The sequence below is a fragment of the Pedobacter sp. AK017 genome, assembly GCF_014200825.1.
Classification (GTDB): domain Bacteria; phylum Bacteroidota; class Bacteroidia; order Sphingobacteriales; family Sphingobacteriaceae; genus Pedobacter; species Pedobacter heparinus.
Genome location: NZ_JACHCW010000001.1, coordinates 496,349 through 509,683 on the forward strand (window position 1 = coordinate 496,349; position 13,335 = coordinate 509,683).

The following is a 13,335-nucleotide window of genomic DNA, read 5'->3' on the forward strand; positions in this document are numbered from 1 at the left end:
TTTGAGCAAAAAAATTACCTTCTCAGAGAAGGCATAGCGTCTTTTGGCTCCCTTCAGAGCCAAATTATGCAGCCTTCGAAGAGAACGGTTATTTTTTAAACCATGACTTTAGTTTCTTCGAGTTCCTATCGGCCACCAGGTACATACAGGGCACCAGCACCAGGGTCAGGAAAGTGGCAAAACTTAACCCAAAGATAATGGTCCACGACAATGGTCCCCAGAAGGCCACATTGTCACCGCCAAAATAAAGGTGCGGATGGAGCTCTGTAAACATGGTTACAAAATCAATATTTAAACCTACTGCAAGCGGGATCAATCCGAGCATAGTTGCTGTAGCGGTCAGCAATACCGGCGTCATCCGGGTACGACCGGCTTCAATTACCGCTTCCCTAACTTCCATGCCCTGGCTCACCATCAGATCTGCAAACTCGACCAACAAAATCCCGTTCCGTACCACAATACCCGCAAGGGCCACAATACCCAGTCCGGTCATCACAATAGACAGTTCCATTCCAAAAATAGTTACCCCAAGCAACACACCAATAATACTGAACAGGATCTCGCTTAAGATCACGACAGGTTTGCTGATAGAGTTAAACTGCAACACGAGTATGATCAGGATAATGAACAGGGCACTGATCAGCGCTGTACCCAGGAAAGCCGCTGTTTCCATTTGTTCTTCCTGTTCTCCGGCCATTTTTATTTCTACGCCGTCAGGTGCTTTAAATTCATTGATCTCTGTCTGGATATTGGCCACCACCTCATTGGCATTGTATTCGGACAATACATTAGAGGATAAAATAATGATCCTTTTTTGTTGCTTACGCTTAATGCCCCCATAAGTGTTCACATAATCGATATTGGCAAAAGAAGAGATCGGCACCTGCCTGATGATTCCGTTCATTCCCATATCCCGGTAAGTGATCTTCATGTTCCTCAAAGCTTCCAGGTTATTTCGCTGGGTCTCCATTGCCCTTACGTTGATTTCATAATCATCGTTCACATCGCGGTATTTTGACACCTCAAAACCAAAAAGTGCCGCCCTTAATGCATAGCCTATATCCTGTGTGGCAATACCTTCCCGGTTTGCCCTTTCCCTATCGATGTCAAAAATGATCTCGGGCTTATTGTTCTGGAAATCAGACTTCAGTTCCTCTACACCAGCAATCTGCCTGCTGTCCAGAAACTTCTTTAACCTGTCCGAAGTTACCGCTATAGAATCCAGGTCGTCACCAGTAATTTCAATACTGATGGGCTTTGCGGTTGGCGGCCCACCCTGCTCCTGGGCCACACTGATCTCGGCACCGGGGATACCTTTTACTGCATTACGGATTTTGTCCAGGTAGTTTACCGTACGTTCCCCGGTACGCTTGCCAAAGGGAACAAAAGCTACGGTAACCTTGCCCTTATTGCTATACTCGCCCTGGTCCTCACCCTGTGGGTCGGTTACACCCACCGTTACATTTGAAATGATAGAAGAAACATCGGGATTGTTGCGGCCAACCACCTGGGTCACTTTCTGTTCTATCTGATCAATAACCTTACTGGTATAGGCCTGATCGGTACCTACAGGCAGTTCCACATACACATATACAAAGTTAGGGTCTGCCGTTGGAAAAAACACAACCCTTGGCGGCACCACACTAACCAATATCAGCGTAAAGAAAAATAAGGCAACAGTACTCCATATCATGGTACGTGGGCGTTTAAGTGCCCAGGTAATTAGGCTATGATAGCCGTTAATTACCTTTGGCCAGGTAACTGTCTGGAACTTCTTGATCAGCCCCATCAGGAAAAAATGGTTCAGCAAATAAAGCAGGGCCAGCAATACCACAAAATTACCCACACCAAAATTAATCAGGTAACCCAGCAGGGCCAATACCGTAAAAATAAGCAAAGTCCGTTTTACCGCTTTGTTAAATGTGGGCTTCTGGTCTTCATGATCGTGGTGTGGCTTCATAAAGTCAACCGCAAAAACAGGGTTGATGATATAAGCCACAACCAATGAGGCTGATAAGGTGACAATGAGCGTAACCGGCAGGAAATACATGAACTCGCCAATAATTCCCGGCCAGAACAGCAACGGAAAGAAAGGGGCCAGTGTGGTCAGTGTTCCCGAAAGCACAGGCAAAAATACTTCTCCTGTTGCCGTTTTGGCTGCCTGTACGATGGGTACTTTCCCGTTATCAAAAATACGGTGGGTATTTTCAACCACTACAATGGCGTCATCTACTACAATACCCAGTCCCAGTAAAAAAGAAAACAGTACCATCATATTCATGGTAAAGTTAAAATCGAATATACCGCCTAATACCGGCATGGACAGGAAGGCTATGAACATAGATAACGGAACAGACAATGCCACAAACAGTGCATTGGTTACCCCCATGAAAAACATCAGGATCAGGGTAACCAGGATAAAGCCAATAACAATGGTATTGATCAGGTCATGGAGCGTAATCCGGGTCTGGTCGCTTTGGTCACCCGTTATCGTAATGTTCAGCTTTTCAGGGATCACCTTCCCCTTCATATCTTTCAGCATCGCATTGATCTTGTCCGAAGCTTCGATCAGGTTTTCGCCGCTGCGCTTTCTGACATTCAGTGTGATTACATTTTTACCATATAAACGGGCATAACTCTTCTGCTCTTTAAACGCATCCTTCACCTCGGCAATATCTTTCAGATATACAGATCCGCCTGTAGGCGTTTTTACGATCATATTTCCTATTTCTTCGGCGTCTTTAAACTCTTTTTTGATATTTAATGTCCGCAGCATACCATCCATTTTTACCGAGCCCCCGGATATGGTCTTATTTTCTTTACTTACGGCCTGTGCAATATCATTGAAAGAAATGTGTGCAGCTTCCATCTTTTTCAGGTCAACATTGATCTGGATTTCCGGTTCCAGGGCACCTACAATATCTACTCCTGCAATTTCCTTCAGTCCCTCAACCCTGTCTTCTATGTCATCTGCATATTCCTTTAGCTTTTTAAGGTCATAATCTCCCGAAATATTGATGTACATGATCGGCAGGTCCGAAAGGTTGATGTCCATAATTACAGGATCGTCCGGCAGGTCAGAAGGAAGGTCTGTCTTTGCCTTGTCTACCGCATCTTTTATCCGCTGCTTGGCATCTTTAATGTCCACACCGGTATTAAACTCAGCAGTAATGAACGAAAAATCCTGAAAAGAACTGGAAGTCACCTTTTTCAGGCCCAGGGTGCCCCTGATCTCCTTTTCCAGCTGTTTGGTAACCAGGTTTTCCATATTTGCAGGCGATGTTCCCGGATAAATGGTCTGTACAAATATCTTCGGGATGATTACTTCCGGAAAATTCTCTTTCGGAAGGCTCTGGTAAGAAAAATAACCAGCAATGACCAGCAAACAGGTAAACACATAAATTGCTGTCCTGTTATCTATTGCCCAGCTGGAGGGCTTAAATTCTTTATTTATGTCTTTCATCAGCGTACATTTATAACTTTACATTGTCCCCGTCATTCAGTTCCTGAAATCCGGTAGTGATCACTTTGTCGCCCGCTTTCAGGCCCGACAGCACTTCGGCTTTACCATCCGAGATCTTCCCTGTTTTCACCTCTACTTTTTTAGCTTTGCCATTTACAGCTGTGAAAACATATTCACTGGTTTCAGATTTCTGTATGGCATTTACAGGAACCACCAGGGCTTTATCGTTTCTGTAGTCTATAATTTTTAATACAGCCACCATATTTGGTCGGTACCTCTTATCTGAAGGCAGCTTCACTTCTACATTGAAACCTCTGGAAACCGGGTCAATGACCTTTGCAGCAAAAGAAATATGGGCATTCAGGTTAGCTGGCACATCAGGTAAAGAAACTGTAACCTCATCGCCCTGGTTTACCTTTCCGCCATAGTTTTCCGAAACCAGTGCCTTAACCTTAAGCCTGCTGGCATTGACTACCCTGATGCCTGTTGGGCTGCCAGGCGCAACAGATTGGCCAAGCTTCAGCTCCATTGCATCTATTGTACCGGAAACAGGGCTTTTAACCTTATTCATAGCAGCCTGTGATTTCAGTCCGGCCAGTTGTTTTTCCAGCCCTTCCTTCTGGCTTTTAGCGGTCAGGTACTGAACCTCTGTGCCGATTTTCTGGTCCCATAGATTCTTCTGGCGATTGAACACTGTACTGGCCAGATCCAGCTGGGTTTGCAGTTGAGCAACACTTTGGCGCAGTACCTTATCGTCCAGCTGGGCCAGTACCTGGCCCTTGCTTACGTTTTGCCCTACTTTTACATAAATGGCAGTCACGGTTCCCGGCGATTCCGGCATCACCTCTACATTGTCTTCCGCATCCACTTTTCCCTGCACCTCTACATAATTCCTGAATTGTGTTTCTGCAAGTTCCGAAACCACTACATCCTTAAGGTCGGTTTTGGTTTTATTCTGCCCCAGTTCTGCTTCCAGCTTCTCTATTTTCCCGTTCAGTTCAGTGCGCTGTTTTTTAAGCTGTTCAAGCTCCCCCTTTTTATCTTTTGGCTTATCTGATGAGCAGGAAGCAAAAAGAAGTGCTAGTGTAATTGTATATAATAATGTTTTCATTGTTGTGTTGGTTTTTGAGGTTAATAATTGATTTTTCCTGCCGCTTTATCCAGGTCTACCTTACTGATCAGCAGGTCATATAAAGCTTTTATATAATTGTTTTGCGCTTCTTTTAATGAAGTTTCCGCTGTTGTCACTTCCAGGCTGGAGCCTACCCCCTGCTCATATTTGACCCGGGTTACCCGAAGGATCTCTTTGGCAAGGGTCAGATTGCGCTCCTGGTTTTCTACAGAGCGCTTACTGTTCAGGTAAATCTTCTGACCGGCCGAAATTTCGTTTGCTATTCCATTTTTTAGGTTCAGCATTTCATTTTCCGTCTTTTGAATGGTCAGTTTTGCAGTCCGCATCTGGTAAATACGTTGTCCCCCATTAATAATATTCCAGGAAAGCGTAAAACCGATTACTGAGGTCGGAAAACTCTGCTCATAATGTTTCGAAAATTCATCCGACTGGTAGTTCTTTGATGCACTGGCAAAACCTCTCAATGTAGGCAGGAACGTACTTTTCTGTCTTTTGAAGTCCAGCTCATTCAGTTTTTTCTGCGTTTCCAGTAAAGAATACTCAATCCTTCCTTTGTAAGCAGTTGAATCTGTGGCCATAGCTGCAACCGGTTCTGACCTGATGTCACTGATCTTATCGGTAAGCAAAAGCCGGGCCTGAATGGGCATTCCCATCTGGAATTTCAGCATATCAATATTCAGTTGCAGCAATCGGGTCACATTCTCACGCTCTGTCTCCAGGTTGTTTTTCAAAACCTGGAGCCTGTCTACATCAATCCGCTCTGCAAAGCCATTTTTAAACAAGGCCTCCGTGTCGTTTAGTGATTTCGTAAGTTGTGCAAGATTGGCATCTACCAGCGCCAGCTGCTCAGTACTTACCAATGCCGAGTAATAGGCTTTGGTAACTGCCGTTGCAGTTTCAATTTTGCTGCGCCTGCTGTTACGGACCGACAGTTCCTTATAGGTTTTGGAAGCCTGCAGACCAACAAAGTAACTGCCATCAAAAATAAGCTGGCTCAGCTCTATGCCTGCTGTTGAATTATATTTTGTACCAAACTTAACCGGAATTGGGGTATCTGAAGGTGGATTGGAAAACTCTCCAGGTAATAAAGTGGTTGGCAGCTTTAAAAAATCCTGGAAATTGTAGCTTGCAGAAACCTGCGGTAAACCAATGCCAATGGTTTCTTTCACCTTATTCCGGGCTATTTCTTCATCAACCGTCGCATTCAGCACAGCAGTTTGGTGTGTCAATGCGTAATCAATTGCTGCTTTAAGGCTAAGCTGATAGTTTAAAGAGTCAGTACCCTGCCCCCTCAGCCTAACATAAGATATTACAAGCAGCACAATTATGAGATAGATTTTAGGTTTCATATATGTATTCATTACTTTTTTTTAAATATTGTCCTGTCAAAGATTTTGTTTCATTAAGCAGGTCTCCAGGCGTTCCCATAAACACGATCTCGCCTCCTTTTTTACCACCTTCAGGTCCCATATCAATCACCCAATCTGCATTTTTAATCACATCCTGGTTGTGTTCAATCACAATGACCGAGTTGCCACTGTCCACCAGCTGATCTATAATTTCCAGCAGGTGCCCAACGTCCGACATGTGCAGACCTGTTGTAGGTTCGTCCAGTACATAAATGTTACCTTTTTTGTGTAAATTACTGGCAAGCTTAATGCGCTGACATTCTCCACCAGATAAAGTACTGAGTGGCTGGCCAAGTGTAAGGTAATCCAGCCCTACATCATGTATGGCCTGTAGTTTCTTTTTCAGGTCTCCTTTTTCAAAAAAACCCACTGCTTCTTCAGCGGTCATCTCCAGTACCTCACTTATAGATTTACCATTCAGCTTATATGCTAAAACCTCTTCCCTGAAACGCTTGCCGCCACAAATCTCACAAACCGTTTTTACCGGCTCCAGAAAGGCCAGATCGGTAAGGATAAATCCTGTTCCCTGGCAGTTTGGGCATGCCCCTTTTGAATTGAAGCTGAACAAAGAAGCACTGACCTTATTGGCCTGGGCAAATAACTTACGGATATCGTCCATAATGCCCGTGTAAGTAGCCGGATTTGACCTGATGGAAGTGCTTACGGCCGACTGGTCTATTACCACCGCCTCAGGATAACGTTTTACAAAAACACCATTTATCAGTGAACTTTTACCCGATCCGGCAACACCGGTAACCACCGTAAAAACACCGGCAGGAATAGAAACGTTAACATGCTTAAGGTTATGCAGACTGGCCCCCTCAAGCTTATAATAACCTGTTGGCTGCCGGAAAGTCTTTTTTATAACTGCCTGGTGTTCAATAAAACGGCCGGTAAGAGTGTCAGCATGTAACAGGCCTGCTGGCGTCCCCTGGTAAACAATTTCGCCACCATGGATACCTGCTTTAGGGCCAACATCAACAATGTGGTCCGCAATCGCCATCACCTCGGGATCGTGTTCTACCACAAGTATGGTATTGCCTTTATCCCTTAAGCGCAGCAGCAGCTCATTAAGGCGATGCACATCACGAGGATGCAAGCCTATACTGGGTTCATCAAAAATATAGATCATATCGGTAAGACTGGAACCAAGGTGCCTGACCATTTTGATGCGTTGTGACTCGCCACCTGATAAGCTTCCGGTTTCCCTGTCCAGACTCAGGTAGTCCAGTCCGATATCTACCAGATTACGGAGCCTATCCCTCAGTGCATCCGTCATAGGGACAGCTATTTTATGGTCAATTAATGAAATAACTTTAATGAGCTCGTCAATTTGCATGGCCGACATTTCAGCGATGTTATACCCATTAATGCGACAGCTTAGTGCAGCCTGGTTAAGCCGGGTACCCTGGCAGAACGCACAATGTTCAAACCTGATAAAGCGTTCCAGTGTTGAACGTAGCGATTCAGACATTACACTGGTATCACGCTGTATATAGAGCCTGTTAAACTTGTCTACAAGCCCCTCATACTGACCGTTTATGGGCATATCGTTTTCATGCTTCATCGGCACTTTCATTTTTTTACCGTGCAGCAGGGTATCCCATTCTTTTTCTGTGTAATCCTTCAGCTTTTTGTCGTTATCAAAAAGCCCCGAATACAGATACGTGTTAAGGTACCAGCTACCCACAGCAAAAACCGGGAACAGAATTGCACCCTCGTTCAGGGATCTGGACTTGTCGATAAAGTTGTCCAGGTCCAGCCTTACCGTATCGCCAATCCCTCTGCACTCCGGACACATGCCCGAGGGCTCATTGAAGGAGAAAGCATTGGAATAACCAATAAAAGGCTGGCCAATCCTGGAAAAAAGCAGGCGCAGAATGGCGTAAATATCAGTAATGGTACCAACAGTTGAGCGGGAATTGCCCCCTAAACGCTTTTGGTCAATCACAATTGCTGTAGAAAGGTTTTCTATGGCATCTGCATCAGGCTGGCTATACCTTGGTAAACGGTTACGCACAAATGTCGAAAATGTCTCATTCAACTGACGCTGTGCCTCTGCCCCAATGGTCTCAAATACAATAGAAGATTTACCAGAACCGGAAACACCGGTAAATACAGTAATCCTGCGTTTAGGGATACGAAGTGAAACATTCTTAAGGTTGTTTTCACGGGCCCCTTTTATTTCAATGTATTCTTGCTTCATCTTTTCCAAATTTCGGTGATCAGAATAAATATTTTGCCGGTATCAAATTTGAATAAAAATGAAATATCCGTACCCCTTCAATAAGGAGCAATAACCATGTTAAAAGGATTTATTTCCTGACTATTTCTTTTAAATTTAAAAAAATCATTAGATTCGTTAGTTCAAACGCATCCACACATCACAACATAACCCTATGATCGACAGTGAATTGAATTTGATTTTATGTACCGAAATGTCAGAAGTCCCCAAGGCAGAATTTGCTGACTATTTGGGTAATACAGGTTACATGAGCTTCAGCGAAGTAAAAATTAATGGTGCAGATATATTCTCTGGCAACAGTAAGCTGGTACAGGAAATAACCCTGCGCGAACAAACCGATACACCTGCCTTAAACATGTATTTTTCTATTCAGGGCATCAGCTCGGCATGGGAAGCAAACAGCAAGGATAAATATGTATTGAAAGACAATCAGCATGCCGCTACCTTTGCCCCTGGTTTTGACGGATACTATGCTTTAAGCAGTCCAGAAGTCCGCAACTTTGGCATAGCCCTTTACGAACCTTTTTTCAGCAGGCTCTATGCTACAGATCTGGAATGCCTGAAACGTTTCTGGGATAAGGTAAGCGAAGGAAAAATAGCAGACATTTCCGATCATGCCCTGCCGATTACCCCAAAACAGCAATCGGTCATAAACGATATGCACCACTGTGTGTATACCGGAAACATGAAACAGCTGTTTTATGAATCCAAGATCACAGAGCTCTTTTTACTACAGGCCGAACAGGCCGATGCCCTGAACGGCGCCAAGCCCGTTCAAATAGAACGCCGCCATATTGACAAGCTACATGCTGCAAGACAATATATCCAGCAATGCATGTTCGACCCGCTTACCTTAAGCGGAATAGCACGTGAGGCAGGTATTAATGAATTTATGCTGAAAAAAGGCTTTAAAGAACTCTTTGGCCTGACCGTTTTTGGTTATTTAAATGAACTGAAAATGAACTATGCGCGGCAAATGCTGCTGGAATCGCAGTGCACAGTATACGAAGCCGCCTATACCATGGGGTATAACGAACCCTATAATTTTTCAAAAGCCTTTAAAAAACACTTTGGCTACCTGCCCGGTGAATTAAAAAAATAACCTTAATTGTTAAAGGTATACAGATAGTTGGCAAAAAAATTCCATAAGGACACTATCACTATTGCGGAAGCCTTTGCCACATAGAAGTCCCATTTTAACTTATCGTTAAGCAGGTAAATCAGTATATTACTCAGGGTAAGGCCCACCAGACAGATCATAAAGTATTTACCAAACTGGGTCATACTTGCTGCTTCGTGACTGGCAAAGGTCCAGTAACGGTTCAATCTGTAATTTGCAGCTGTGGCAATGGTAAAACCCAGTGAGCTGGCGATGTATTTATGGATCCTTAATTTTTCCTTGCAAAGGTATGTAATACTAAAATCAACGGTAAGCCCAACAAAACCCACTAAACCAAATTTTATCAACTTAAAAAAGAAAGCATAATTAAATTCGATGGCAACAAGAAGGGGCATAGCTGTTTCTTTTAGCAAAATTAACATAATTATAAGATAACTTCGTTTCCTTTCTTTATTTTTACTTCCAAAATCATAAAGTGTTCCAATTATTTAGATACAGAATCCCGAGTAAGTATACCAAGGAATTTCAGGATACCTATGGCTATATAAACGTTAAGCAGGTTACCATTTTAGCAACCCTTGTACTGTTTATTGCCTTTGGCGTAAGGTTAACCTCTATTTTTTATCAGCATGAGTTCGTTTCCATGCCCAATCTGATCCACTATAACCAGTTGAACTGGATACAGCTTTCAGGATCGGTTACATTTATCCTTATCAGCGGTTATGCCTTAAAGTCTGCACATTGGACAACAACAGGCAGAAATTTGCTCGTACTTGCGTTTTGCCTGTTCTTACTCACCACATCCTTTACAGTAAGCTATCTTTTTTCCCTGTTTAATCCCAAAAACACATTAACCATATTCCTTACCGGGGTTGTAGCCGTCAGTGTATTTTTCGCGCTCGAATTTAAACAGATCATTATCATCTCTATTTATATTGTACTGCTGTTCATTGCAGCAATGGTTATCCCCGATATCAGCAATCAGCAAAAGCTCCTCAATGTGATCATGTCCGGGGTGCTGGCATTTTTTATGTATGCCTGTTCCAGGTATAGCTATTACTTTAAAGCCGAACAGTTTGTAAAAGTCAAACAACTGGAAGAAAAAAATGCTGAGGTGCTTTTGCTGAACCATCAAAAAAGTGAAATCCTTGGTTTTGTGGCCCACGACCTTAGAAATCCCCTCAATAACATAGAGGCACTTACCAGGATTGTGCTGGAAGACAATCCCGATTTCGGTAGTACAGAAATGCAACTCATCCTGAGTTCCACACGCCAGGCAAAAAGCATCATAGACGACCTGCTGGAAATTGCACAGCACAATAAAACGCCTTTCCAGTTGCAGACCACCAATATGATCGCCTTTATGAACAATATATGCAATAACTGGCAGAGGAACCTGAACAATGAACGTAAGATCATCTTTCATGCCCCGCCGCAAGAGCTTGTAGCGGCTGTAAACCCTTCTAAACTAACACGGGTAATAGATAACCTGATTGGAAACAGCCTTAAATTTTCAAAGTCAGAAACGCCCATCAATATTGATGTCTCAAAATCTGATCAGTCATGCCTCATCAGCATCACCGATTTTGGGATCGGAATCCCTCTGAGTTTACAGCAAATGCTTTTTGATCCTTTTTCCAAGGCTGGCAGACCGGGGCTTAAGGGCGAAAAATCAATAGGCCTGGGCCTTCATATTTCTAAACAGATCATAGAACAGCATGGCGGCTCTTTAACTGTAAACAGCAGGGAAAATGAAGGAACAACCTTCCAGATCACCCTGCCTTTTATAGCAGCTTAATTCAGGTTAAACTTATCGTTACTTATTTTAACAACATTAGAGGTAAAAACAATCCCTACAATTAAAATACCGATCAAAATGGCCAGCGCCAGTTGAAAACTGGAATACACCTTATTACCCGATACCATAAAAGCGGTATCTTTTGTCAGTTCTTCCCCAACCTGCCTTTGTATCCGCATCAGCTCTGATAGTTTCTGAATGATCTCACCAGGGGCATTCCTGCCAAAAGTTTCATACATTAACCGCGCTTTTTCTACCCCTTGTATAGCAATTGCATTCAACAATTTATTCTCTACAGCGCTATGTCCCAAAAGCCAGGCCTTTAGTTCGGCAATCTTTTCTTTTTCCTGTTTTACCAGAAAGGTTTTTTCATAATCCTTGATCAAAGAATCGATGGCTGCATTTATTCTGCCCAGTTTCTGCTCCAGTACTGCCTGGTTAAATGGATGTGTGGCTGCAGCATACAACACCTCCTCCACAAGCGAACGCTTCTGGTCTACATATTCTGCTATATAAAACAGGTCTGTAGCCGGAATTAACCTGTCATTATATAGCGATACAAATGATTTGTTCATGCTTTTCACACTTTTGTCCTCTAAAAGCCTGATCAGAATGGTACAGGCCATAATGCAAAACAGCAATACCGCAATCTTCATTTTCTGTTTAACCGAGTACGCAAATCTCATATCCTTATCGTTTAATTTTAAAATTGGTCTTCGGCAGGGGCCAAAAACAGGTTAGGGGCAAAATTTACTAAAAATAATTCTCTTTTTGCCCTTGTAACACCTGTATATAGCCACCTTAAAAAATCCATGTCTACCATTTCATCCGTTAAATAGCCCTGATCAACAAATACAGCGTCCCACTGACCGCCCTGTGCCTTATGACAGGTTACTGCATAAGCAAATTTAATTTGCAGTGCATTGTAATATGGATCTTCTTTAATGGCATTAAAACGTTCCCGTTTATTTTTAATATGCTCATAATCTATATTTAATTCCTCAAACAGCTTATTATTTTGTTCATAAGATAAATTCGGGGCTTCTACAGTAAGTGTATCCAGCATTACCTTACAGGTAACCGTTCCCACATCCGGAAAATCCAGAAATTCAAGCTGAACCTCCGCAAAACGAAAGCCGTAGCGCTCCTCTGTCCTTCTTACCCGCACAACCCTGGCCATATCGCCATTGGCAATGAAAGCGGTTGATTCATTTTCGGGCAGCCAGAAATAATTGTTCCTGACCACCATAATCTGGTCTCCACCGGTAAGTTCTTCTTCGCGATACAGCAATCGGGCCCTGATCTGCTGGTTGTATACATTAGCCGATTTATTTGACCTGCATACCACCAGCGAATTTTCAATGCCAAATTTGCCATAAGCATACTCCAGTCCTTCTACCAGTTTCAGGCCCGTCATCCTGAATATATCTTTGTAGTTTTTAGTCATGAATTTAGGTAAAACCACCTTCCCTTCATTTTCAGCCTCCAGGTTATTGATGAGCTGCCGCAACATGGTCGCATTGGCCAGAATGCCCGATCTTTTTTCCTGCCGCACCACCTCCTTAAGTTCAACAGCACTTACCAGCTTACCAAAATTTGATGCCAGGTATGCTTTGTTTAAAGCAGGGCTGTCTATACTCCCAACTGGTGGCAGCTGGGCTGTATCCCCTACAAAGACCAGAGCACAGTTTTTACCATTGTACACAAACGCCATTAAATCCTTTAAAAAAGAAGAGCCTGTATGGGTAATCCACTCATCCGCAACCATGGAGGCTTCATCCACAATAAACAGGGTATGTTCGGCCAGATTGGGCGCAAGCTGAAAGGAAAGGTCTGTAGCTACTGCAGCACGTTTCCTGTATATTTTTTTATGGATGGTAAGCGCTTTTTTACCTGTGTAATTGCTCATTACTTTTGCAGCCCTGCCTGTGGGCGCCAGCAATACAGAACGATACTTAAACTGGCTCAAAGCCTTGACCAGTGCAGCTACGGAGGTGGTTTTACCCGTACCTGCATAGCCCCTTAATATAAAACACTGGTTATCCAGTCCATGCGATAAAAACTCAGCCATTTCCCTGCAAAAATCAAGCTGTTCAGCGGTTGGTGTAAAAGCGTATGCCCCTGCTATAATTGCTGCTTTATCCATTTAACAAATATGCGATGGTGAT

The 13,335-nt window shown here is 43.3% G+C and carries 9 protein-coding genes; 2 read left to right on the forward strand and 7 right to left on the reverse strand.

The window, feature by feature from the left end; genetic code table 11:
* Positions 1-88 precede the first annotated feature (88 nt).
* The 4 genes from HDC92_RS02250 to HDC92_RS02265 are packed head-to-tail and all read right to left on the reverse strand — an operon-like array spanning position 89 to position 8,210.
* The gene (locus HDC92_RS02250; protein ID WP_015807306.1) at positions 89-3,463 is read right to left on the reverse strand and encodes an efflux RND transporter permease subunit; all 3,375 of its coding nucleotides are present in this window, start codon (positions 3,461-3,463) and stop codon (positions 89-91) included.
* Positions 3,464-3,473: 10 nt separating this feature from the next.
* On the reverse strand, positions 3,474-4,574 hold the full coding sequence (locus HDC92_RS02255; protein WP_183872024.1) for an efflux RND transporter periplasmic adaptor subunit: 1,101 nt from the start codon (positions 4,572-4,574) through the stop codon (positions 3,474-3,476).
* A gap of 20 nt (positions 4,575-4,594) precedes the next feature.
* Positions 4,595-5,944: a TolC family protein gene (locus HDC92_RS02260; protein WP_183872026.1), complete on the reverse strand. Its 1,350-nt coding sequence runs from the start codon at positions 5,942-5,944 to the stop codon at positions 4,595-4,597.
* Positions 5,934-8,210: an ATP-binding cassette domain-containing protein gene (locus HDC92_RS02265; RefSeq protein WP_183872028.1), complete on the reverse strand. Its 2,277-nt coding sequence runs from the start codon at positions 8,208-8,210 to the stop codon at positions 5,934-5,936. Before HDC92_RS02265 ends, HDC92_RS02260 begins: the two co-directional genes overlap by 11 nt.
* Before the next feature lie 232 nt (positions 8,211-8,442).
* Between HDC92_RS02265 and HDC92_RS02270 the strand changes: the two genes are divergently transcribed.
* Positions 8,443-9,351 (forward strand): helix-turn-helix transcriptional regulator, encoded by a 909-nt coding sequence (locus HDC92_RS02270; protein ID WP_036674296.1) that lies wholly within the window; start codon positions 8,443-8,445, stop codon positions 9,349-9,351.
* 2 nt (positions 9,352-9,353) lie between these two features.
* Here the strand turns inward: HDC92_RS02270 and HDC92_RS02275 are convergent, their stop codons facing one another.
* Positions 9,354-9,791, reverse strand: coding sequence for a GtrA family protein (locus tag HDC92_RS02275; RefSeq protein WP_183872030.1), 438 nt, complete (start codon positions 9,789-9,791; stop codon positions 9,354-9,356).
* Positions 9,792-9,844: 53 nt separating this feature from the next.
* Here HDC92_RS02275 and HDC92_RS25310 point away from each other — a divergent pair, with 53 nt between their 5' ends.
* A complete protein-coding gene (locus HDC92_RS25310; protein WP_183872032.1) occupies positions 9,845-11,167 on the forward strand; it encodes a sensor histidine kinase in 1,323 nt (440 codons plus the stop codon).
* Here HDC92_RS25310 and HDC92_RS02285 read toward each other — a convergent pair.
* Both HDC92_RS02285 and HDC92_RS02290 read right to left on the reverse strand, forming a co-directional pair.
* On the reverse strand, positions 11,164-11,853 hold the full coding sequence (locus HDC92_RS02285; protein WP_183872034.1) for an MCP four helix bundle domain-containing protein: 690 nt from the start codon (positions 11,851-11,853) through the stop codon (positions 11,164-11,166). The two genes, HDC92_RS25310 and HDC92_RS02285, sit on opposite strands and share 4 nt — an antisense overlap.
* Positions 11,854-11,870: 17 nt before the next feature.
* Positions 11,871-13,313: an ATP-dependent RecD-like DNA helicase gene (locus HDC92_RS02290; protein ID WP_183872036.1), complete on the reverse strand. Its 1,443-nt coding sequence runs from the start codon at positions 13,311-13,313 to the stop codon at positions 11,871-11,873.
* Positions 13,314-13,335 lie beyond the last annotated feature (22 nt).